Here is a 23,167-nt window from a genome sequence, read left to right on the forward strand (position 1 = left end):
ATGCCCGTAGAGGTTTCCCGCATGTCGCAATCCGCCCTCGCAGTCGCCCAGATGATCCTCGATGGCTTCGACGATTACCGTGAGCACTTCCGCCAGATCACCGACGGCGCCCGCGAGCGTTTTGAGAAGGCCCAGTGGCAGCAGGGGCAGGCGGCGTCGGCGGCGCGGATCAACCTCTATGAAGAAAAGGTCAGTGAGGTGATTGCGCGTTTGCGCAGTAGCTTTGATGACGGAGCATTACTCGATGTTGACCAGTGGCCCGTGGTGAAAAGCGCCTACATCGGTCTGATCGACCTGCGTTTCGATGATGAACTCTCCGAGACCTGGTACAACTCGATCTTCTGCGGGCTGTTCAGCCACGACCTGATCAGCGACGGCAGCATGTTTATCCACACCACCCGGCCCAGCCTGCGCCGGGCACGGGCCGCGCAGACGCGCACCTACACGCCCGCCGCAAAAATCCCGGAGATGCTCGCGCAGATCTTTGCCGACTACCGTTTCAGCGAACCCTACGCGGACCTGGCCGGCGACCTGCACCGCCTTGAAGCCCAACTGCGGGAAAACTTGCCGGACTGGGTGTGCAAGGACCCAGACCTCAAGGTCGAGCTGTTTTCCTCGGTGCTTTACCGCAATAAAGGCGCGTACCTGGTAGGACGCATCTACACCCGCGACGAACAATGGCCGCTGGTGATCCCCCTGTTGCATCGCGAAGGGCAGGGCATCCAGATCGACGCACTGATCACCGATGAAGCCGATGTATCGATCATCTTCTCGTTCACCCGTTCCTACTTCATGGTGGATGTGCCGGTGCCGGCGGAATTCATCGGCTTTCTCAAGCGCATCCTGCCGGGCAAGCACGTCGCAGAGCTGTACACCTCCATTGGTTTCTACAAGCACGGCAAGTCGGAGTTCTACCGCGCCCTGATCAACCACCTGGCGACCACCGACGATCAATTCATCATGGCCCCTGGCGTGCGTGGCATGGTCATGAGCGTGTTCACCCTGCCGGGCTTCAACACCGTGTTCAAGATCATCAAGGACCGTTTCTCACCGTCGAAAAACGTCAACCGCGCCACGGTGATCGAGAAGTACCGCCTGGTCAAAAGCGTCGATCGGGTCGGGCGCATGGCTGACACCCAGGAGTTCGCCGATTTCCGTTTTCCCCTGAGCAAATTCGAGCCCGAATGCCTCGCTGAATTGCTGGAAGTCGCCGCTGGCACCGTCGAGGTCGAAGGCGACACGGTGTTGATCCGCCACTGCTGGACCGAACGGCGCATGACCCCGCTCAACCTCTACCTCGACAACGCCAACCCCGCCCAGGTGCGTGAAGCCTTGGAAGACTACGGCCTGGCGATCAAACAACTGGCGGCGGCCAATATCTTTCCCGGCGACATGCTGCTGAAGAACTTCGGCGTCACCCGCCACGGCCGCGTGGTGTTCTACGACTACGATGAAATCTGCTTTCTCACCGAAGCCAACTTCCGCCACATCCCCGCGCCGCGTACTCCCGAGGATGAGATGGCCTCGGAGCCGTGGTACTCCATTGGCCCGCTGGATGTATTCCCGGAGGAGTTCCCGCCGTTCCTGTTTGCGGATGCTGGCCAACGCAAGTTGTTCGATGAGCTGCATGGCGAGTTGTACAACGCCGATTACTGGAAAGGGCTGCAGGAGGCGATTCGTGCCGGTAAGGTGATTGATGTGTTTCCGTATCGGCGCAAATCGACGTAACGCACCAAAACTCGAACGGGGCAACAGGCAAGCCGCTGCCCCGATGTGACGAGTTAGCCTGGCAACCACTGGCGAATGAGCGGTGTGTCGTCGGCACCGTCGTTCTTGGCTTGCAAGTAGGCGCTATAGTTTTTCCTGACGGCGTCAGGTACGCCGACGACAGGTGTCTGCACCGGCGCTGCGTTGCCCCCTTCGGCCGTTGCCTTGGCCCTGAACGCCTGGTCATCCAGATGCCGCAGGTGCAAGACCTCATCAATGAAACGGCTGGCCGTGGCATTGCCGATGTTCGGGTATCGGTGGGCGATGCCTGCGCGCAGCATCGTGCGATCATCGGCGGTGAAGTTGTTTTCGCCTTGTGCCACGTAGGCCGGCATCAATCCTGAGAGTGCAGCGACGGAAGCTTTCACCGTACCCAACTGTGGAGAGACGATCACTGAAGGCACCTGGTTCAGGGTCTGGTTTTCCACTTCTTGCGCCACCCCACGGGGGCCTTTTTTCTGAGCTTGTTGCTGGAAGTACTCGCGGGCTGCCAAGTAGTCCGCGATCGAGTTGAGTAATGTCTGCATACGCGGTGTGCTTGGGGTGTCGGCCGCCCATGTCTGTATGTGTGCCTGGATGTCTTGGGTGTTTGCGTCCTCCACGATAAGACGTGAGAGTGCTTCGCCAGCGGCGCCTGGAAGCTTTTCCAGTTGTTGGAAAATTCGGTCGGCTGCATGGTCCAGGTAGCTGTGCTGGACAGTGGCTGCCAACTGCGTGACGGCGGCGCCGACAATGAGCAGGCCGCTATCGCTGTTGCTGCCGCGGGTTTGCAGGCCGAGAACGGTCTTGAAGGGCTGGTCGCTATAGACCTGATCGTAGTCGTAAACGGGTTCGAGCTTGCCAAACAAGTCGCCCAAGACGGCACCGGCGCTTCCCGGCTTGTGAATGTCCTGTCCGAGGGCATAGACGTAGTAGTCGGCGTCGAGGGTTTGACGAGGCGCCTGGCTCTCGCCGGTGGGCACACTGTACCTCAGTTGCAACGGCGCGCCACCAGGGGTGGGGTTCGGATGGATGTCGAGCGCGTCCACCGACACCAAGTGGTGGTTGGCCACCTGGGGTGCAAACTTCAGCTGGTGGCCGTCCAGCAGCACCGGCTTGGTACTGCGGATCAGCCAATTGACTTGTGCGCCCAGTTCTCCCGCGCGTTCGACCGCATCGATACCTGCGTTGGGGCCGTGCACCACCACCTTCTTGCCCGCGAACTGTTCAGGGCGGCTGTCGGTGGCCCGCATAAACTCATCCAGGTCCATGACGTTGCCCCGCAAGACCTCTTGCTGGTGCAGGCGGATATTGCCTAGGCGTTTCTCCGCCAAAGTCTGTGCGCTGTCGTTGTTCCATACGCTGGTGTGCGGCCCGGCCCCCATGCCCAACACTACCTGCCGGCTTTCTATAGCCTGGCCGTTTTCCAGGCGAACCTGATAGCGACCGTCTTTCAGTTGGTTGATGCCTGTGACCTGCGCCGGTAGATATTCCGCCCCCAATGCCTGTGCCCGGTCCAACTGTTGTCGGTTCCGCGCTGCAAACTCGCCCCGGTCCGCGTAGCCAGAGTTATAGCAGGGTACCGTAGGGCCCCATTGGTCGATGATTTCACGTTGATGATTGATGTAGCCCTGGCCTCGCACACTGGGCAGCCAAGGATCTTCCTGGCCGATGATGCTGACTTTTCCGTGCAGAGGGGATGCGTGACTATTCGTCGAAAACCGGTGGTTCAATTCGTTGACCAGATAAGCCACGCTGCTGCCGGTGCCGACAAATGTCAGGTCACGCACTCGGTGAGGGCTCAACGGTTTGTCGGCATCGCCAACGGCTTGGGTGCCGACCTGGATTGCGGTCGGCTGTACAGCGTTCGCTCTTTGGGGCTGTGGTTCATGCAGCGATTTACCGAGTAGCATCAGGATAATCCTTTCAAAAGGCCTCATCCGCAGGCATTAAGAACTCGTCCTTGTGATTGGTGTGAAGCGGTCATGCGGTGAAGGGTCAGATTGTTTCTCAAATCAGTGTAGATATTGAATAAATCGGTATTCAGTTCGGCAACTAACGCCCGCTGTTTATTGCTTTCTTTTAGCGGATTGATGGCGCCCAGTTTGACGTGCGGTTTGCCTGTGGAATGAATCAATACCTTGAAGTCCAGCCGATGCTGGTCAGGGCAAGTTGTTCGATGAGCTGCATGGCGAGTTGTACAACGCCGATTACTGGAAAGGGCTGCAGGAGGCAATTCGCGCCGGTAAGGTGATTGATGTGTTTTCGTACCGGAGCAAGGAGCGCGATCACTGCTCATGAACTTGATTTACGGATTGATCAATCTTTAGAAAATACCGAATTGGCTTTTGGTCGACTTCACGCCGATATTTTCCAAGTAATCCTGTGCGGGCCTCATATTCTCCTTTGTGGGTCGGTAGTGGCCCGAGGTATTGGATAAGTGAGTTCTCCCTGTCATGGTTTGCTTTAAGTAGCCGGCACTGACGATGTTATTCGACTGCCCGGCACCGACGCCCAGTTCGGCGGTGGCGGGGTGGGATATCATTTTTGGCGCTACGTTTTTACTGATGTTGGCAATCGCCATCTGTCCGTCTCCCGTCACCACAAACTTGGTAACCGTATTCGGTGTCTTCGCGATGTTCAGATCCTCTGGCTTTTTTACGGTTGTCACCGTTGCCGTGGAGTTTCGGGGGTTTGTAGCCGCTCCCGCCAGATGCAGCTCAGCGCCCAAGTCTCTCGCCTTCGTATTGGGTAGCTTCGGGTAGCTCTTGGAGGCATAGGAAGGTCCAGAGGGGTTTGAGGTCCAGGAACCGTTCGCCGAATCGGATACAGGTGCAATGTCCTGGTATTTGTTGGCGTAACTATGCAGGTTTTGGGTGGATGCGTTGTAGTAGCGGCTGGCGTCAATGGGCATAAGAATTCCTCGGGCGTTAGAGGCGATATCAATCAGGTTTTTGCCGCTGAGTTACAGGCCGCTCATGAAATTCATGCCTCGTACTGCCTGAGTGGCCGTGTGGAAATTCGAGATTCGATTGGCCGTCAAATCAGTGGGCGGTGTCGAGGCGGTCTGCGGGGCTGCTTTGGACGACGGCTTTTCTGTGTAGGCGGGCGGGAACTCATATTTGGGCGGTGGTTGCGACGCTGCCGAGCGCGGTTGGGCCTGCATGGATGCAGAGTAGCTGGGTAGATAAGGTTGGCTATTTGTCGAATCGATAGGCATAAAAGCTCCGGTTTCATAAGCGATACAGTGATCTGCCAGAGGTTTCTGGCGGGTTGATTTGATCCTGCGTACGGCACTCAAACCATCGGATTTGCACTGTGAAATGGTCGGATGAGCGACTTTCTCGTGTAAGAAATATGTTGATTAGGCGGCGTTACGCGGCCAGTCACTGACTGAGCGTCTCCAGGAATGTCGAAATCTGCGACAATCGCTCCTCTTTTCTACGTCCACAGTTATGCAGGCGTGCCCTGCCTCACCCAGAAGACCTTTGCCACCCTGATGACCGACCAAGCACCCACCATCGACCAACTGCTCAAAACCCTCGATCACGCCATGCTCGCCGACCGCCACCGTTTGCGGCGGCAACTGCTTGAGCTGCGCAAGAAGCCCGACGAGGAAAAGTTGGCGCAATGGGTTGCGCGCATGCAGGCTTCCTGCGCCCAAGTCACGGCGCGACGCGCCAGTCTGCCGGTGATTCGCTACGACGACAGCCTGCCGATTGCGGCCAAGCGCGATGAGATCAAAGCCGCGCTGAACAAGCACCAAGTGCTGATCATTGCCGGTGAGACCGGTTCGGGTAAGACCACCCAGTTGCCGAAGATCTGCCTGGAAATCGGTCGTGGCCAGTTCGGCCTGATCGGTCATACCCAGCCACGCCGGATCGCGGCCCGCAGCGTCGCCAGCCGGGTCGCCGAAGAGTTGGCCACGCCGTTGGGCGCGTTGGTTGGCTATCAGGTGCGTTTTGAAGACCAGAGCGATTCCAACACCCTGATCAAACTGATGACCGACGGCATCCTGCTGGCGGAAACCCAGAACGATCGCTACCTGGAACGCTACGACACGATCATCGTCGACGAAGCCCACGAACGCAGCCTGAACATCGACTTCCTGCTGGGCTACCTGAAAACCCTGCTGCCGCGCCGTCCGGACCTGAAGGTCATCATCACCTCGGCGACCATCGACCTGGAGCGTTTTTCCAAGCATTTCGACGATGCGCCGATTGTCGAAGTCTCGGGTCGTACCTTCCCGGTGGACACCTGGTATCGCCCGCTGACCCTGGAACAGGATGAAGAAGGCAACCGCGTCGAGGACGACTTGACTGTTGACCAGGCGATCCTCGCCACCCTCGATGAAATCGCTGCTTATGAACGCAGCGAGCGACGCAGTCCTGGTGACGTATTGGTGTTCCTGCCCGGAGAGCGAGAGATTCGCGACGCCGCCGACATGCTGCGCAAGGCCCAGCTCAAGCACACCGAAATCCTGCCGCTGTACGCGCGCCTGTCGCCGGCTGAACAGCAGCGCATTTTCCAGTCCCACCCGGGGCGGCGCGTGGTGTTGGCGACCAACGTCGCGGAAACCTCGCTGACCGTGCCGGGCATTCGTTATGTGATCGACAGCGGCACCGCGCGCATCAGCCGCTACAGCTACCGCGCCAAAGTGCAGCGCCTGCCGATCGAGGCGATCTCCCAGGCCAGCGCCAACCAGCGTAAGGGCCGTTGCGGCCGGGTCGAGCCGGGCATCTGCATTCGCTTGTACAGCGAAGAGGATTTTATCGGCCGTCCGGAATTTACCGACCCCGAGATCCTGCGCACCAACCTCGCCGCCGTGATCTTGCAGATGCTGCACCTGCGCCTCGGCGAGATCACCGATTTCCCGTTTATCGAACCGCCGGACGGCAAGGCCATCAGCGACGGTTTCAACTTGCTGCAAGAGCTGTCGGCGGTGGACCGCAACAGTCAGCTCACGCCGTTGGGCCGCCAGTTGGCGCGCCTGCCGGTGGACCCGCGCATGGGCCGCATGCTGCTGGAAGCCGCCAAGCTTGGCAGCTTGCAGGAAGTGCTGATCGTCGCCAGTGCCATGTCGATCCAGGACCCGCGCGAGCGTCCGCCGGAACGTCAGCAGGCTGCTGACCAAGCCCACGCGCAGTGGAAAGACCCGGATTCGGATTTCGCCGGCCTGGTCAATCTGTGGCGCGGTTTCGAAGAGCAGCGCCAGGAACTGACGGCCAGCCCGTTGCGCAATTGGTGTCGCAAGAACTTCCTCAACTACCTGCGCCTGCGCGAGTGGCGTGATTCCCATCGCCAACTGAGCCTGATCTGCCGCGACATGCAGTTGACGGTCAACAAAGAGCCGGCGGACTTCCCAAAACTGCACAAGGCGGTGCTGTCCGGCCTGCTCAGCCAGATCGGCCAGAAAACCGAAGACGGCGATTACCTCGGTGCCCGTCAGCGCCGCTTCTGGATCCACCCGTCGTCGGGCATCGGCAAGAAGCGCCCGCAATGGCTGATGACCGCCGAACTGGTGGAAACCACCAAGCTGTATGCGCGCATGGTCGCCAAGATCGACGCCGACTGGATCGAGCCGCTGGCTGGGCACCTGATCAAGAAAAACCACTTCGAACCCCATTGGGAGAAGAAGCGCGGCCAGGTCGTGGCCTTTGAACAGATCACCCTGTTCGGGCTGATTGTGGTCGGACGCCGGCCGGTGCATTACGGGCCGATCGACCCGGTGGTGTCGCGCGAGCTGTTTATCCGCGAAGGCCTGGTGCGTGGCGAGATCCAGTCGCGGGCCAAGTGCCTTACCGCCAACCAGCAACTGCTGGAACAACTCGACGAACTGGAGGCCAAGGCGCGTCGTCGCGACATCCTGGCGGACGAAGAAACCCTGTTCGCCTTCTACGATGCGCGGTTGCCGGCGGAGATCCACCAGACCGCGACCTTCGACAGCTGGTACAAGATCAACAGCCAGAAAGACCCGCAACTGCTGATCATGCGCGAAGAAGACGTGCTGGCCCGCGAAGCCAGTGAAGTCACCGCCGCGCATTACCCGGACACCCTGCACCTGGGTGACTTGGAACTGGCGTTGAGTTACCACTTCGAACCCAACCACCCGCGTGACGGCGTGACCCTGCGCGTACCGGCGCCGCTGCTGCCGGCGTTGCCGCCAGAGCGTCTGGAATGGCTGGTGCCGGGGGTGATCGAAGCCAAATGCATCGCCCTGGTGCGCAACCTGCCCAAGGCGCTGCGCAAGAACTTCGTGCCGGTGCCGGACTTCGTCAAAGCCGCGCTGCAACGCATCGAATTCGGCCAGGGCTCTTTGCCCCAGGCGTTGGGCCGTGAGTTATTGCGCATGACGGGGGCGCGTGTCAGCGATGAAGCCTGGGCCGAAGCCGCGCAGCAGGTTGAAAGCCATCTGAAGATGAACTTGGAAGTGGTCGATGGCCAGGGCAAGTTCCTCGGCGAAGGCCGCGACCTGGCCGAACTGACCGCACGTTTTGCCGAGGCCAGCCAGGCCGCGCTGGCCGTGCCGCAAACCGCGAAAAGCCAACAACCGGTGGAAGCCAAGGTGTTTGCGGCGGTGTCGGAAAAGACCCAACAGAAGATCGCTGGGTTGTCGATGACGGTGTATCCGGCGTTGGTGGAAGAAAGCGGCACGGTCAAGGAAGGGCGTTTCTCCACGGCCGCCGAGGCGGAGTTCCAGCATCGCCGCGCCTTGCAGCGTTTGCTGATGCAACAACTGGCGGAACCAGCAAAATTCCTGCGCGGCAAATTGCCGGGCCTGACCGAGCTGGGGCTGATGTATCGCGAGCTGGGCCGCATCGATGCGCTGGTGGAAGACATCCTGCTGGCCAGCCTCGACACCTGCGTGCTCGAAGGCGAAACCAGCCTGCCGCGTGATGGTGCTGGTCTGGCCGCTTTGGCCGAGCGCAAGCGCGGCAGTTGGACCGAGCACGCCGAGCGCTTGGCGCGGTTGACCCTGGATGTGTTGAAACTGTGGCACGGCCTGCAAAAACGCTTCAAAGGCAAGATCGACCTCGCCCAGGCCGTGGCCCTGAACGACATCAAGCAGCAGCTGAGCAATTTGGTGTATCCCGGTTTCGTACGGGAAACCCCGGCGCAGTGGTTCAAGGAGCTGCCGCGTTACCTCAAGGCCATCGAGTTACGCCTGGAAAAACTGCCGAGCCAGGTGCAAAAGGATCGGGTGTGGAGCGGCGAGCTGGCAGGCTTGTGGACGCAGTACGAGAATCGCCTGAAAAAACATGCCCAGGAAGGCAAGCGCGACCCCCAGCTAGAACTTTACCGCTGGTGGTTGGAGGAATACCGGGTGTCGTTGTTTGCCCAGCAACTGGGCACTAAAGTGCCGATTTCCGACAAGCGCTTGAGCAAGCAATGGAGCCTGGTAGAGGCCTGATATTTACACGGTTTCCAGGGCAATACAGGTCCAGTGTGGGAGGGGGCTTGCCCCCGATTGCGGTCTGTCAGTAAAGGATGTGTTGACTGTCCCACCGCTATCGGGGGCAAGCCCCCTCCCACAGATAGCGCCAAATTCCGAGGGTTGTGGCAAACTTCGCGCCTATAAATGCCGGGATCGTCGTGAAGGGCTGCGACGCGAAGGAATAAAGCGATGCCAGTTTGGTGTCCGCGGTGCGGAATCGGACTACTTACAGTTTGGTACGACGGTACCAATATCTTCTGCCTGACAGATTTAGAGGAACGACCGTGCATAACGTCGTCATCAGCGGCACTGGCCTGTACACCCCGGCCAACAGCATCTCCAACGAAGAGCTGGTGCAGTCTTTCAATGCCTACGTGCATCAGTTCAACAGCGACAACGCTGCCGCCATCGAGCGCGGTGATGTGCAGCCGCTGACCGAATCCAGCGCAGCCTTCATCGAAAAAGCCTCGGGCATCAAGAGCCGCTTCGTGATGGACAAGGACGGCATTCTCGACCCGCAGCGCATGGCCCCACGCTTGCCCGAGCGCAGCAACGACGAATGGTCAGTGCTCTGCCAGATGGCCGTCGGCGCTGCCGAACAAGCCTTGCAACGCGCCGGCAAAACCGCCGCCGATATCGACGGTGTGATCGTCGCTTGCTCCAACCTGCAGCGTGCCTACCCGGCCATCGCCATTGAAGTGCAGGAAGCCCTGGGTATCGAAGGTTTTGGTTTTGACATGAACGTGGCGTGTTCCTCGGCTACCTTCGGCATCCAGAACGCGGCCAACAGCATCCAGTTGGGCCAGGCGCGGGCGATTTTGATGGTTAACCCGGAAGTCTGCACCGGCCACCTGAATTTCCGCGACCGTGACAGCCACTTCATCTTTGGTGATGCGGCCACTGCCGTGGTGCTGGAGCGCGCCGACCTGGCGACTTCCGAGCACCAGTTCGACGTGGTGAGCACCAAGCTGCTGACCAAGTTCTCCAACAACATCCGCAACAACTTCGGCTTCCTCAACCGCACGGCGGAAGAAGGCATCGGCGCGCCCGACAAGCTGTTCGTACAGGAAGGCCGCAAGGTATTCCGCGACGTGTGCCCGATGGTAGCCGAGCTGATCGGCGTGCATTTGCAAGAAAACCAGTTGAACGTAGCCGATGTGAAGCGCTTCTGGCTGCACCAGGCCAACCTGAGCATGAACCACCTGATCGTGAAGAAACTGCTGGGCCGTGAAGCCTCGGTGGAAGAAGCGCCGGTGATCCTCGATACTTACGCCAACACCAGTTCGGCGGGCTCGGTGATTGCGTTCCACACGTATCAGGATGATTTGCCCAAGGGCTCTGTCGCGGTACTCAGCTCGTTTGGCGCGGGCTATTCGATCGGCAGCGTGATCCTGCGCAAGCGCTGATTGATCGGTCAGACTCGGTCAAATGTGGGAGCTGGCTTGCCTGCGATAGCATCACTGCGGTGTGACTGATCCACCAATGCGCCTGCATCGCAGGCAAGCCAGCTCCCACAGGGATCGGGTTTCCAGAGTGAAATCGAGGTAAACGATGGCAGCAGCGGACGACGCGCACCTGCTTGAACGCCTGCTCAAGGGTGAGCAGCAGGCCTACAAGGAATTGGTCACCACCTACCAAAGCGCCATGCGGGCGGTGGCCTATGCCATCGTCGGCCAGCGTCACACCGACGAAGTCGTGCAAGACGCCTGGCTGTCGGTGGTGCGCAACCTGCCTAAGTTCGAAGGGCGTTCCAGCCTCAAGACCTGGCTGCTGACCATCACCGCCAACGCCGCCAAGGGGCGCTATAAGCAGAATCGTCGCGAAGTGTTGCTCGACGATCTGCCTTCGCCCCATGGCACCATTGGCGATGACCGTTTCTCTCCGGATGATGGCCACTGGGCTGTCGCCCCCTACGCCTGGCATCAGGACACCCCGGAAGCCTTGCTGACCGAGGATGAGCTGCGCAAGTGCCTGGAGCATACGTTGCTGAGTTTGTCTGAATTGCAAAGCAGCGTGCTGGTGCTACGTGAACGCCAGGGGCTGGAGTTGGAAGAGATCTGTAATCTTCTGACGCTGTCGCTCTCCAATGTCCGTGTGCTATTGCATCGAGCACGGCTTAAAGTCTTCGCCACGGTGGAGCATTTTGAGGAAACGGGCGAATGTTGACCTGTAAAGAACAAGTGGCACGTTCCAGTGACTATCTCGATGGGCAACTGACCTTTCGCGAGCGTCTGCTGGTGCGTCATCACCTGATGTTCTGCCCGAACTGTCGCCGGTTTATCCGCCAGATGCGCCTGATGCAGGCGACGCTGAAGATAATGCCGGATGAGCCGGGAGAGGGGGTGGAGGCCTTGGCGCAGCGCTTGGCTGAAGAACGACTCAAGGATCACAAAGGCGGGGAATAAGCAGGCTCACGTGGATGGATCGGACGGATGATGGGACCGCTCCACCCACGCAAGACTGTTACAGCCACCCCGGGCCGTCCTGGCCCGAGGCTTTCAACACTGACTATTAGAACTTGGCTTCTGCGTCCAACTGCAGGGTGTTGGTGTTGGCGTCACGCTGGGTGCGGCTGGCGTAGTCGGCCTTGGTCAGGAAGTACGTGGCACCGAGGGCGAAGTTCTTGTCGATGTCGTAGCTGACCTTCATCTTGTGACCGCGCGAACCGGTGGTGCCGTTGGCGAAGTCCGAGTCGGTGAAGGCACCCACCACGGCATTACGCTGAATGTCGCGGTAGTTGTAGTCCAGGTTGAAACCGAACACTTTCGACTTGGCGCCGATCAGCCAGGCGGTGTCCTGGTCGGTCACGGCGTCGTTGTTTTTCACGTACTGGCCGTAGAACGCCAGCGGTACAGCCAGGCCGCCGATGTCGGCTTGGGCAAAGCCTTCATACAGGCGGAACTGGTTGTCGGCCGAGTTACCGTTGACCGCCAGTGCGCAAGGCGTGGTGGTGGTTGTGCAACGGCTGTCCTTGTCATTCTGGTAGGCGTAGACGCTGCCGCCCAGGGTCATTTTCAGGTTGTCGGTGACCGAGAAGCGTGTGCCCAACTGGCCAGAGGTCAGGCGCAGGTCGTGACGGAACTGCACGCCGTCGCCGTCGACGTTGTCCTTGAGGTTGTAGTTGCCGAGGCTGCCGAACAGTTCGGCGCTGCTGCCCAGAGGGTATTTGTAGGTCAGGGCCAGGCCTTCAGGGTTGATGTCGCTATCCCAGATGACGTCGCCCATGTTCACCCACGGTTGCAGCATCTTGCCGCCGATCACGTGCAGGTTCTTGATCTGGTCCGGGTGGTAGTCGATGTAGCCAAGGTCCAGCCAGATCGACTTCTTGTCGAAATAGTTGTCCTGGTCCTGGTTGGTCGAGCGCGCATCGTCGCTGCTACCGGTGGCAATGCGGATACCGGTGTCGACTTGCGAGTTGATCTCGGTGTAGGCGCCCAGGCGGGCACGGATGCGCTGACGGTCTTTGTCGCGGCCGCCGTTGTTGGATTCGCCCTGGATTTTCACGGTTTCCTGACGGAAACGTACGTCACCCTTGAACTGAGTCTTGGCCGCCCAGGCCAGCTTCTGGTCAAAGCTGCTCAGCTCGTTGGTTTTCTTCGCGGTGGCCGCGATCTGTTCGTTGGTCTCTTGTTGAGCTTGCCGTGCGATCTGCTGTTCTTTCTGGTCTTTGGCCAATTCGCTTTGCAGTTCAGTGTACTGCGCCGCGGTGATCTGGCCGTTGGCCTTGAGCATGTCGAGCAATTTAGCGTCGACTGCGGCGCTGGCCGGAACGCTCAGGGCCAGTAACAGGCCGCCGCACAGGACCGCCGCAGTTTTAGTGGAAGCAAGACGCATATCAATCTCCGAAAGTGAGGAGGGATGGCAAACCATCCAGGACACAACCGACCGATGACGGACGGAAAAATAGCCGCCGGGTAGAACCAGGCGCTCTAAAAACAGGCGTCAGTATCACGATCGTTTATGACGGAGCAGTGGCGAAGTGATGTCATCTAGATGACAAATTTTTCACGTTCGGAACTATTGGTTTAGAGCCTTGTCGTGCGAAACGGGGGTGTGCCAAGGCCGGCAATCAGCGATACTCGCCAAGCTTTCACGCCCCAAACCAGTGAGGATGCCGATGCCGTTGCAACGCCTGGACAGCCTGTCCGAGATCGCCCCGCAAGCCTGGGATGCGCTGGTGCCACAGGCCCAGCCGTTCGTACGGCACGCCTTCCTGAGCGCATTGGAAGACAGCGCCAGCCTGGGCCCGCAATCGGGCTGGCAGCCGGAGCATTTGCTGCATTGGGAAGGTGATCGGCTGGTGGCGGCACTGCCCAGTTATCGCAAGTGGCATTCCTACGGCGAGTACGTGTTTGATCACGGTTGGGCGGATGCTTGCGAGCGGGCTGGCATTGAGTACTACCCTAAGCTGCTGACTGCCGTGCCGTTCAGCCCGGTCAGCGGGCCACGCCTGTTGGCGGCGAGTGCAGAGGAGGGTTTCGAACTGCTGAAAAGCCTGCCGGGTTACCTGGAAATCGAAGGGCTCTCCAGTGCCCACATCAACTTCACTGACGAACTGGCCGATACGGCACTGGCCCAACAACCGGGCTGGTTGCAGCGCCTGGGCTGTCAGTTTCACTGGCAGAATCGGGGTTATCGCGATTTCCAGGATTTCCTTGATGCCTTGAGTTCACGCAAGCGCAAACAGATGCGCAAAGAACGCGAACAAGTAGCGGGGCAGGGCATCGACTTCGAGTGGCTGCAAGGCCATGAACTGAGCGAGGCCCAGTGGGATTTCGTCTACGCCTGCTACGCCAACACCTACGCGGTGCGCCGCCAATCTCCCTACCTGACCCGCACGTTCTTCAGCCTGCTGGCCGAGCGCATGCCCGAAGCGATCCGCGTGGTCCTGGCCAAACAAGGCACCCGCCCGGTGGCCATGGCCTTCAGCCTGATCGGCGGCAACAGCTTCTACGGCCGCTACTGGGGCTGCCTGGCGGAGTTCGACCGCCTGCATTTCGAAACCTGTTTCTACCAGGGCATGGACTACGCCATCGCCCACGGCCTGCAACGCTTTGATGCGGGGGCACAGGGCGAGCACAAGTTGATTCGCGGGTTTGAACCGGTGATCACGCGGTCCTGGCACTACTTGCGCCATCCGGGATTGAAGAACGCCGTGGAAGATTTCCTCGAGCGCGAGCGGGTGGGGATCGTGGCGTATGCTGAGGAGGCGAGGGCAGCCCTGCCTTATCGGCAGGGCTGAACCCCTGTTGCGTCAGCCCGGCTCTTCCTTGCCCAGCCATCGATAGGTAGCCCCACCGATCCCCGCGCCAAGGATCGGCGCGAGCCAGAACATCCACAACTGCTGGATCGCCCACCCGCCGACGATCAGGGCCGGACCGGTACTGCGGGCCGGGTTGACTGACGTGTTGGTGACGGGGATGGAGATCAGGTGGATGAGTGTCAGCGCCAGGCCGATGGCGATAGGCGCAAGGCCCACTGGGGCACGGCGGTCGGTGGCGCCGAGGATGATCACCACGAACATGGCGGTCATTACCAGCTCACTCACAAACCCCGCCGCCATCGAATAGCCGCCGGGTGAATGCGCGCCATAACCGTTGGACGCCAGGCCCGACGCCAGTTCGAACCCCGGTTTGCCGCTGGCAATGAAATACAGCAACGCAGCGGCGATCGTACCGCCGACCACCTGCGCCACGATGTACGCCGGTAGTTCCCTGGCCGGAAACCGTCCGCCCACAACCAGCCCAACCGACACTGCCGGGTTGAGGTGACAGCCGCTGATATGCCCGATGGCGAACGCCATGGTCAGCACCGTGAGCCCGAATGCCAGGGACACGCCCAACAATCCAATCCCGACTGCAGGGAACGCTGCGGCAAGCACCGCACTCCCGCAACCGCCCAACACCAACCAAAATGTACCTAGCCCCTCTGTGATTGAACGCTTGAACAAAGACATGCCGCCCGTCCTTGATAGATCGCTCTACCGGATCCGTAAATCAGTGATGCTCCCTGCAGATTTACTTCAGCGCCCTTCTGGGCACTGCACTGATTACAGCAGGGTTGCTGCACAATTCCAGGCCAAAAAAAACGCCAGCCCTTTGAAATAGAGGGCTGGCGTCGTTTTAACCTGTAGGCGCCGGCTTGCCGCCGATGAGGCCAGATAGATCACTGCAGTGCTTGAGGCCGCAATCGCCGGCAAGCCGGCTCCTACAGAGGTGGGTTAGTCGATGCCGACAAAACCTCCGGTCTGGTGCTGCCACAACCGCGCATACAGCCCGCCATGGGCCAGCAACTCGGCGTGGCTGCCGCTCTCGGCAATCTGGCCTTTCTCCAGCACCACCAGGCGGTCCATCCGTGCAATGGTCGACAACCGGTGCGCGATCGCAATCACCGTCTTGCCCTGCATCAGGGTTTCCAGGCTCTCCTGGATGGCCGCTTCCACTTCCGAATCCAGCGCGGAGGTGGCTTCGTCCATGATCAGGATCGGCGCGTCCTTGAGCAGCACGCGGGCGATAGCGATGCGTTGACGCTGCCCGCCGGAGAGCTTCACCCCGCGCTCACCGACATGCGCATCCAGCCCGGTACGGCCTTCGGAATCCGACAGCAACGGGATGAACTCATCGGCACGCGCCTTGTGCACGGCGGACCAGAGTTCTTCATCGGTGGCATCCGGCTTGCCGTATAGCAAGTTGTCGCGGATCGAGCGGTGCAGCAGCGAAGTGTCCTGGGTGATCATGCCGATCTGTTCGCGCAAGGATTCCTGGGCGACGTCGGCGATGTTCTGACCATCGATCAGGATGCGTCCGCCTTGCAGGTCGTACAGGCGTAGCAGCAGGTTGACCAACGTCGACTTGCCGGCACCCGACGGCCCGATCAGGCCGATCTTTTCACCGGCCTTGATCTCAAGGTTCAGGCCGCCAATGATTCCGCTCGTCTTGCCGTAGTGGAAATCCACCTGTTCGAAACGCACTTCGCCATGGGGTACGCTCAGGCGCGGGGCGTTGTCGCGGTCGATCACGGCGAGTGGCTGGGCGATGGTCTTCAAGCCGTCCTGCACCTGGCCAATGTTCTCGAAAATGCCGTTGACCACCCACATGATCCAGCCGGACATGTTGACGATACGGATCACCAAACCCGTGGCCAGGGCAATCGCGCCCACCGAGATCAGCGACTGCGTCCACAACCACAGGGCCAGGCCGGTGGTGGTGACGATCAGCAGGCCGTTCATGGTGGTGATCACGATGTCCATGCTGGTGACGACGCGGCTAGCCAACTGGGTTTTTTCGGTTTGTTCGATGATCGCTTCCTTGGCGTATTCCTGCTCATAGCGGGTATGGGCGAACAGCTTCAAGGTGGTGATGTTGGTGTAACCGTCGACGATGCGGCCCATCAACTTGGAGCGCGCTTCGGAGGAAATCACCGAGCGCTCCTTCACCCGTGGCACGAAGAAGCGCAGCGCCAGGCTGTAGCAAATGATCCAGGTCACCAGCGGGATCATCAGGCGCCAATCAGCTTCGGCAAACAACACCAGGGAACTGATGGCGTAGATCGCCACGTGCCAGATCGCATCCACTGCAGCCACGGCAGAGTCGCGCAAGGAGTTGCCGGTTTGCATGATGCGCTGGGCAATACGCCCGGCGAAGTCGTTCTGGAAGAAATTCAGGCTCTGCTTGAGCACGTAACTGTGGTTCTGCCAGCGGATCAGGCTGGTCATGCCGGGGCTGATGGTCTGGTGCACCAGCAAGTCATGCAGGGCGCCGAAGATCGGGCGCAGCAGCAGGGCGACCACGGCCATCCAGATCAGCTCGGTGCTATGCAACTGGAAGAAGTTGGCCGGCGGCGTGCCTTGGGCCAGGTCGATGATGCGGCTCAGGTAGCTGAACAGCGCCACTTCGATCAGCGCCCCGATCAGGCCCACCACCAGCAAGGCGGCGAAATGCGGCCACACTTGGCGCAGGTAGTAGAGGTAGAAGGGCAGGACGTTGTCGGGCGGGGCTTCGCTGGGGGCGTCGCGGAAAATATCGATCAGTTGTTCAAAACGACGATAGAGCATTAGGGTTGACGCCCGCGGGGCGGGCTCTCCTTTCAAGTGCGCGCGCGGCCTTGTGGGCTGCGCGCGGAGCTACCTGCTGACCTCAGTCCATGCGCTTGGCCGACTTGATCACAACAGGATCGATTGGCACGTTCTGCATGCCCTGCTTGGTGGTGGTCTGCGAGTTGACGATCACATCAACCACGTCCATGCCCTTGACCACTTTGGCGAATACGGCGTAACCGGCATCGCGGCCCGGGTCGAGGAAGGCATTGTCAGCGACGTTGATGAAGAATTGGCTGGTGGCCGAGTCCGGGTTAGTGGTGCGCGCCATCGACAGGGTGCCACGCACGTTATGCAGGCCGTTGCTGGCTTCGTTCTTGATCGGTGCTTCGGTCGGCTTCTGCGACATCTGTGCGGTAAATCCGCCGCCCTGGACCATGAAGCCTGGGATCACGCGGTGGAAAATCGTATTGGTGTAGAAGCCCTTGTCGACATAGGCCAAGAAGTTCTTGGTGCTGATCGGCGCCTTGACCGGGTCCAGTTCGATCTCGATGTCGCCGTTGGTGGTGGTGATCAATACGTGGGGCGCCTTGGCGGGCTCAGCGGCCATCAGGTTGGCGGCGAACAGAACGGAACCGGCAAAGAAGGCGATTTTTTTCAACATGGGTCAGTGATCCTGGGTAGTGGTTTCGACTGTCTTTAGAAAATCGAGCAGGGTTGCGTTAAAGACTTCGGGTTGATCCAAGGGCGTGGCATGGCGGGAATCCTCGATCACCACCAGTCGCGCATCGGGCAGCAGTTTTACATAGTTTTCTTTCTGCGCCACGGGGGTGTAGTCGTGGTCGGCGCTGATGACCAGGGTTGGACAGGTGATTCTGGAAAGTCGTTCCTGCACGCCCCAGCCCACAATGGCATCGAAGCTGGCGAGATAAGCACGTTTGTCGTTTTTTGCCCAGCGTTCGGCCATCTTGCGGCGCAGGTCGGCCTGCTCTGGTTTGGGAAAAAGTCGGTCGCCCAGCGCCTTGCCGATAGTGGCCAGGCTGAGCACGCGCGCCAGGCTCCAACGTTTGGCCCATTGCCAGTAATCATCGGCACTGCGCACCTTCACCTCCGGCGCGCTGTTGACGATGCAGAGGCTCTTGACCTGGGCGGGTTCGTCCACTGCCAGTTGGAAGGCGATCATGCCGCCCATAGACAAACCCACCACATGGGCGGGTGGCAGATCCAAGTGTTCGATCAGCGCCAGCAGATCAAAGGTGAAGCCCTGGATGCTGTAGCGTTCGCGCGGTTTGTCCGAGCGCCCGTGGCCGCGCACATCCACCACGATCAGTCGGTAATGCCTGGCCAGCACCGGAATCTGCAGCTCCCAATCCTGGCTGCTGGAGCCCAGGCCGTGGATCAGGATCAGCGGCGTACCGTGGCCGTATTCCTCGTAGTGCAGGCTGCATCCTTCGTGGTCGAACCAGGCCATGCGTGAACTCCGTTTCAGGCTTGCTGTGGGGCGGCGAAAGGCGCATCCAACGGGGCGGTGTCAAAGGTGCGCAGCAGTTCCACGAGGATCTGCGTTGCCGGGCCCAAGGGTTTGTCTTTATTGGAATACAGAAAGAACGTGGGGTGACGGCTGCCGCCCTGTTCCAAGGGTAGTTGCTTGAGCACGCCTTCGGCGAGTTCGCGTTCGATCATGTGTCGGGGCAGCCACGCAAAGCCCAGGCCACTGCCCACAAACGCGGCGGCGGTAGCCAGGCTGCCGACAGTCCAGCGCTGTTCGGCGCCGAGCCAGCCCACATCCCGTGGTTGCTGGCGGCCGGAATCGCGGATCACCACTTGCATCTGGCTTTCCAGATCCTGGAAGCTCAACTCGCGATTCATGCGGTGCAAGGTATGCTCGGGGTGCGCCACGGCGACGAATTCCACATCGCTCATTTCTGTGCCCAGGTAACCTGGAATGCTGAAACCGCAAATCGCCAGGTCGGCCACGCCTTCCATCAGCAACTCTTCAACACCCGACAGCACTTCTTCACGCAGACGCACACGGCAACCGCGGCTCTGCGGCATGAATGCGGTGAGCGCGCGTACCAGGCGAGCGTTTGGATAGGCCGCGTCCACCACCAGTCGCACCTCGGCTTCCCAGCCTTGTTCCATATGGTGGGCGAGGTCTTCCAACTGACTGGCGTTTTTCACCAGTTGCCGGGAGCGGCGTAACAACACTTCACCGGCGTCGGTGAGCACCGCTTTGCGCCCGTCGATGCGCAGCAACGGCACGCCAAGCTGGTCTTGCATGCGGGCCACGGTGTAGCTCACCGAGGACTGCGAACGGTGCAGCGCTTCGGCCGCCTGGGCGAAGCCGCCATGGTCGACCACGGCTTGCAGCGTGCGCCATTGATCGAGGGTAACGCGGGGCGCTTTCAAGATGGGTTCCTCTTGTCCTAAGCTGACAGTCCTTATTGGAGACTGCCGAATGAGAAAATTCTGTTGTGTGTTGCTGGCGCTGCTGCCGTTAAGTGCGTTTGCCTACCCCATCGACGTGACGAAAAAGATCGACGGCGTCAGCATCGATTACACCGCCTCTGACGTGGACGGCGATATCAGCTCGATTCAACTCAATAACTACGGCACCAACGATGCCGTTTGCTCGGTAATCTTCACCAACGGCCCGGAATCGCCGCGCCGCAGAACGGTCACGGTGCCGGCAGGCAAAAGCACCAACACCACGGTCAAGTTCAACCGCGCCATTATCAAGATGCGGATCGCCCTGGCTTGCACACCGAAGTAACCCAGCAGCGGAGCACGCTCCGCTTATAAACAAATTTATAGATGGGTTATAGCAGTTTTTTGCGCTTTTTAATCGAATTGGCTCTGTTTAATCTCCACTCCATCGCCTTACAGCAATTTCAGATGGAGCCTACAAAGCCATGTCCAATGTTCTGATCATCGAAAGCAGCGCCCGCCAGCAGGATTCGATTTCCCGCCAACTGACCCAGCAGTTCATCAGTCAGTGGCAGGCCGTTCACCCGGCCGATCAGATCACCGTGCGCGATGTGGCCCTCAACCCGGTTCCGCACCTGGACGCCAACCTGCTCGGCGGCTGGATGAAACCAGCGGATCAACGCAACGACAGCGAGCAGGCGTCCCTGGACCGCTCCGACGAATTGACCAATGAGTTGTTGGCTGCCGACGTTCTGGTGATGGCCGCGCCGATGTACAACTTCGCTATCCCCAGCACTCTCAAAGCCTGGCTGGATCACGTGTTGCGGGCCGGTGTGACCTTCAAGTACACCGCCACCGGGCCACAGGGCCTGCTGACCGGCAAACGCGCCATCGTGCTCACCGCGCGCGGCGGTATCCATACCGGGGCCAGCTCTGATCACCAGGAACCCTACCTGCGTCAGGTCATGGCTTTTATCGGGATTCACGACGTCACCTTCATTCACGCCGAAGGGGTGAACCTCAGTGGGGACTTCCAGGAGAAGGGCATCAACCACGCCAAGGCCCTGTTGGCCCAGGTCGCCTGATCCGTTAATCGCCAGATAATCCCGCGATGTTTATCTAGCCCCACGCAAGCCCTTCAAGTACGCGTAACAGACCTCCCTTTGCACTTTTGCTCCTGAGTGCTCCTGCCCGACTGCCGCTTTAGCGAGGTCGGGTTTTTTTTGCGCCGAGTTTCTTCAACCGTCGAAAACCTTTAATGTCCCGCCCATTCGAAACGAGGCGCGCATGGGCTACTTACTGGTTGTCACCCTGATTCAGGCATTTTCCTTCAGCTTGATCGGCGAATACCTCGCCGGTCACGTCGACAGCTATTTCGCCGTGCTGGTGCGCGTGTTGCTGGCCGGCTTGGTATTCATCCCGCTGACCCGCTGGCGCTCGGTGGAACCGGGCTTCATGCGCGGCTTGCTGGTGATCGGCGCGTTGCAGTTCGGCGTGACCTATGTGTGCCTGTACCTGAGCTTTCGCGTGCTCACGGTGCCCGAAGTGTTGCTGTTCACCATCCTCACGCCGTTGCACGTGACCCTCATCGAGGATGCACTCAATCGTCGCTTCAACCCCTGGGCGCTGATTGCGGCGCTGGTGGCGGTGGCGGGTGCGGCGGTGATCCGCTTCGACCAGATCACTCCGCACTTCCTGGGAGGCTTCCTGCTGCTGCAATTGGCCAACTTCACCTATGCCGCCGGGCAGGTGATGTACAAGCACTTGGTCAAACGCTACCCAAGCGACCTGCCGCATTACCGCCGCTTTGGTTTCTTCTACGTAGGGGCATTGCTGGTGGTGCTGCCGGCGTTCCTACTGTTCGGCAAGGCCAATTTCTTGCCCGATGCGCCACTGCAATGGGGCGTACTGGTGTTCCTCGGGCTGGTGAGCACCGCGCTGGGCATGTACTGGTGGAACAAGGGCGCTTGCCTGGTGCAGGGCGGCACGCTGGCGGTGATGAACAACCTGCATGTGCCAGTGGGGTTGCTGCTGAACTTGCTGATCTGGAACCAGCATGAGCCGCTGGGGCGGTTGGCGTTGGGCGGGTTGGTGATTCTGGGGGCGGTGTGGATCAGTCGGTTGGGCGTGAAGTCGCCCAACCGATCCGTGATTTAGCCCGCGCGACTTTCAGGGGCCGGTAAATGACTAGCCCCAAACACCGCCGGCAACACCCCCGCACGCAAGTCATTGCCACTCGGCTGCTGATACAGGCTCAAGCCAAACTCCGGCAGCACCGCCAGCAGGTAATCAAAAATATCCCCCTGGATACGCTCGTAATCCGCCCAAGCCGTGGTGCGGGTAAAGCAGTAGATCTCCAGCGGTACGCCTTGGGCGGTGGTTTGCATCTGGCGCACCATGCAGGTCATGTTCGGCTGGATGTCCGGGTGGCTTTTCAGGTAGGCGAGGGCGTAGGCGCGGAAGGTGCCGAGGTTGGTCATGCGGCGGCGGTTGGCCGAGAGTTGTGCGCTGTGGCCCTGGGCTTCGTTCCAGGCCTTGAGCTCGGCCTGCTTGCGCCCGATGTAGTCGGTGAGCAAGTGCACCTGGGTCATACGCAGTTCTTCGTCGTCGCGCAGGAAGCGCACGCCGCTGGCGTCGATGAACAGGCTGCGCTTGATACGGCGCCCGCCGGAGGCCTGCATGCCGCGCCAGTTCTTGAACGACTCGGACATCAGGCGCCAGGTGGGGATGGAGACGATGGTCTTGTCGAAGTTCTGCACCTTGACCGTGTGCAGGGTGATGTCCACCACGTCGCCATCCGCGCCGACCTGGGGCATTTCGATCCAGTCGCCGACCCGTAGCATGTCGTTGCTGGTCAACTGCACGCTGGCGACGAACGACAACAGCGTATCCTTGTATACCAACAGGATCACCGCCGACATGGCGCCAAGCCCTGACAGCAGCAACAGGGGGGAGCGGTCAATCAGGGTGGCGACGATGATGATCGCGCCAAACACGAACAGCACCATCTTCGCCAACTGCACGTAGCCCTTGATCGAGCGGGTGCGCGCGTGTTCGGTGCGGGCGTAGATGTCCAGCAGGGCATTGAGCAGCGCGCTGGTGGCCAGCACCAGGAACAGGATGGTGATTGCCAGGGCCACGTTGCCGATGAACAGGATGGCGGTCTTGCTCAGGTCTGGCACCAGGTACAGGCCGAACTGGATCACCAAGGACGGCGTCATCTGCGCCAGGCGATGGAAGACCTTGTTGTGCCGCAGGTCGTTGAGCCAGTGCAGCGCCGGTTGCCGGCCGAGCAGTTTGACGGCGTGGAGGATGAGGTAACGTGCCACTCGTCCGAGCAACAGGGCCACCACCAGCAACACCAGCAAGCCGAGGCTGGCATGCAGCAGCGGGTGTTCGTCGAGGGTGCCCCAAAGGTCTTGGACGTTGAGCCAGAGCTGTTTGATATCCATGGGTGAAACCGATTCTTCTATAAGACAACACGGGGCGATTAGAGCATTTAAGTGCAACAAAGTTGATGTCAT

The 23,167-nt window shown here is 60.0% G+C and carries 18 protein-coding genes and 1 pseudogene; 10 read left to right on the forward strand and 9 right to left on the reverse strand.

What is annotated here, in order from left to right; all coding sequences use genetic code 11:
* The first annotated feature begins 21 nt into the window (after positions 1-21).
* Positions 22-1,728: a bifunctional isocitrate dehydrogenase kinase/phosphatase gene (gene aceK, locus WH299_RS01970; RefSeq protein WP_122726642.1), complete on the forward strand. Its 1,707-nt coding sequence runs from the start codon at positions 22-24 to the stop codon at positions 1,726-1,728.
* 53 nt (positions 1,729-1,781) lie between these two features.
* Here the strand turns inward: aceK and WH299_RS01975 are convergent, their stop codons facing one another.
* Complete coding sequence (locus tag WH299_RS01975) at positions 1,782-3,659, reverse strand: restriction endonuclease (protein WP_339549491.1); 1,878 nt, start codon at positions 3,657-3,659, stop codon at positions 1,782-1,784.
* Positions 3,660-3,897: 238 nt separating this feature from the next.
* Between WH299_RS01975 and WH299_RS01980 the strand changes: the two are divergent.
* Positions 3,898-4,047 (forward strand): annotated as a pseudogene (locus WH299_RS01980) (isocitrate dehydrogenase kinase/phosphatase-domain containing protein); the annotation flags it as partial.
* Positions 4,048-4,072: 25 nt separating this feature from the next.
* On the opposite strand, the gene WH299_RS01985 reads toward WH299_RS01980, so the two are convergent.
* Positions 4,073-4,660, reverse strand: coding sequence for a hypothetical protein (locus WH299_RS01985; protein ID WP_122726645.1), 588 nt, complete (start codon positions 4,658-4,660; stop codon positions 4,073-4,075).
* A 585-nt stretch (positions 4,661-5,245) separates the two neighbouring features.
* Here WH299_RS01985 and hrpA point away from each other — a divergent pair.
* The 4 genes from hrpA (at position 5,246) to WH299_RS02005 (ending at position 11,586) form a co-directional block, all read left to right on the forward strand.
* Entirely contained in the window at positions 5,246-9,157 is a 3,912-nt protein-coding gene (hrpA, locus tag WH299_RS01990; protein WP_339549519.1) for an ATP-dependent RNA helicase HrpA, read from the forward strand.
* A 308-nt stretch (positions 9,158-9,465) separates the two neighbouring features.
* Positions 9,466-10,587 carry a beta-ketoacyl-ACP synthase III gene (locus tag WH299_RS01995; RefSeq protein ID WP_028617435.1) on the forward strand — a complete coding sequence of 374 codons (1,122 nt, stop codon included), beginning with the start codon at positions 9,466-9,468 and terminating at the stop codon, positions 10,585-10,587.
* 145 nt (positions 10,588-10,732) lie between these two features.
* Positions 10,733-11,347 carry an RNA polymerase sigma factor gene (locus WH299_RS02000; protein WP_123474499.1) on the forward strand — a complete coding sequence of 205 codons (615 nt, stop codon included), beginning with the start codon at positions 10,733-10,735 and terminating at the stop codon, positions 11,345-11,347.
* Positions 11,341-11,586 carry an anti-sigma factor family protein gene (locus WH299_RS02005; protein WP_122726649.1) on the forward strand — a complete coding sequence of 82 codons (246 nt, stop codon included), beginning with the start codon at positions 11,341-11,343 and terminating at the stop codon, positions 11,584-11,586. Before WH299_RS02000 ends, WH299_RS02005 begins: the two co-directional genes overlap by 7 nt.
* A 106-nt stretch (positions 11,587-11,692) precedes the next feature.
* On the opposite strand, the gene WH299_RS02010 is transcribed toward WH299_RS02005, so the two are convergent.
* Positions 11,693-13,015 carry a putative porin gene (locus WH299_RS02010; protein ID WP_028617432.1) on the reverse strand — a complete coding sequence of 441 codons (1,323 nt, stop codon included), beginning with the start codon at positions 13,013-13,015 and terminating at the stop codon, positions 11,693-11,695.
* 283 nt (positions 13,016-13,298) lie between these two features.
* Here WH299_RS02010 and WH299_RS02015 point away from each other — a divergent pair, with 283 nt between their 5' ends.
* A complete protein-coding gene (locus WH299_RS02015; RefSeq protein ID WP_339549492.1) occupies positions 13,299-14,423 on the forward strand; it encodes a GNAT family N-acetyltransferase in 1,125 nt (374 codons plus the stop codon).
* Between the two features lie 12 nt (positions 14,424-14,435).
* Here WH299_RS02015 and aqpZ read toward each other — a convergent pair whose 3' ends face one another.
* The 5 genes from aqpZ to WH299_RS02040 all read right to left on the reverse strand — a co-directional run bounded on the left by aqpZ (position 14,436) and on the right by WH299_RS02040 (position 19,625).
* Positions 14,436-15,137, reverse strand: coding sequence for an aquaporin Z (gene aqpZ / locus WH299_RS02020; RefSeq protein WP_339496412.1), 702 nt, complete (start codon positions 15,135-15,137; stop codon positions 14,436-14,438).
* Positions 15,138-15,401: 264 nt separating this feature from the next.
* The gene (locus WH299_RS02025) at positions 15,402-17,234 is read right to left on the reverse strand and encodes an ABC transporter ATP-binding protein (protein WP_122726653.1); all 1,833 of its coding nucleotides are present in this window, start codon (positions 17,232-17,234) and stop codon (positions 15,402-15,404) included.
* Positions 17,235-17,316: 82 nt separating this feature from the next.
* Positions 17,317-17,880 carry a peptidylprolyl isomerase gene (locus WH299_RS02030; protein ID WP_339549493.1) on the reverse strand — a complete coding sequence of 188 codons (564 nt, stop codon included), beginning with the start codon at positions 17,878-17,880 and terminating at the stop codon, positions 17,317-17,319.
* A gap of 3 nt (positions 17,881-17,883) precedes the next feature.
* Entirely contained in the window at positions 17,884-18,687 is an 804-nt protein-coding gene (locus WH299_RS02035; RefSeq protein ID WP_095017173.1) for an alpha/beta fold hydrolase, read from the reverse strand.
* 14 nt (positions 18,688-18,701) lie between these two features.
* Positions 18,702-19,625 carry a LysR family transcriptional regulator gene (locus WH299_RS02040; RefSeq protein WP_028617427.1) on the reverse strand — a complete coding sequence of 308 codons (924 nt, stop codon included), beginning with the start codon at positions 19,623-19,625 and terminating at the stop codon, positions 18,702-18,704.
* Between the two features lie 49 nt (positions 19,626-19,674).
* Here WH299_RS02040 and WH299_RS02045 point away from each other — a divergent pair, with 49 nt between their 5' ends.
* The 3 genes from WH299_RS02045 to WH299_RS02055 all read left to right on the forward strand — a co-directional run bounded on the left by WH299_RS02045 (position 19,675) and on the right by WH299_RS02055 (position 21,800).
* Positions 19,675-19,989 (forward strand): 3-phosphoglycerate kinase, encoded by a 315-nt coding sequence (locus tag WH299_RS02045; RefSeq protein ID WP_339549495.1) that lies wholly within the window; start codon positions 19,675-19,677, stop codon positions 19,987-19,989.
* Between the two features lie 139 nt (positions 19,990-20,128).
* On the forward strand, positions 20,129-20,728 hold the full coding sequence (locus WH299_RS02050; protein ID WP_028617425.1) for an FMN-dependent NADH-azoreductase: 600 nt from the start codon (positions 20,129-20,131) through the stop codon (positions 20,726-20,728).
* 202 nt (positions 20,729-20,930) lie between these two features.
* On the forward strand, positions 20,931-21,800 hold the full coding sequence (locus WH299_RS02055; protein ID WP_126570604.1) for a carboxylate/amino acid/amine transporter: 870 nt from the start codon (positions 20,931-20,933) through the stop codon (positions 21,798-21,800).
* Here WH299_RS02055 and WH299_RS02060 read toward each other — a convergent pair.
* Positions 21,797-23,095: a mechanosensitive ion channel family protein gene (locus tag WH299_RS02060; RefSeq protein WP_339549496.1), complete on the reverse strand. Its 1,299-nt coding sequence runs from the start codon at positions 23,093-23,095 to the stop codon at positions 21,797-21,799. The two genes, WH299_RS02055 and WH299_RS02060, sit on opposite strands and share 4 nt — an antisense overlap.
* Between the last annotated feature and the right edge of the window lie 72 nt (positions 23,096-23,167).

It is taken from the genome of Pseudomonas sp. MYb541 (assembly GCF_037479595.1).
GTDB lineage: Bacteria > Pseudomonadota > Gammaproteobacteria > Pseudomonadales > Pseudomonadaceae > Aquipseudomonas > Aquipseudomonas canadensis.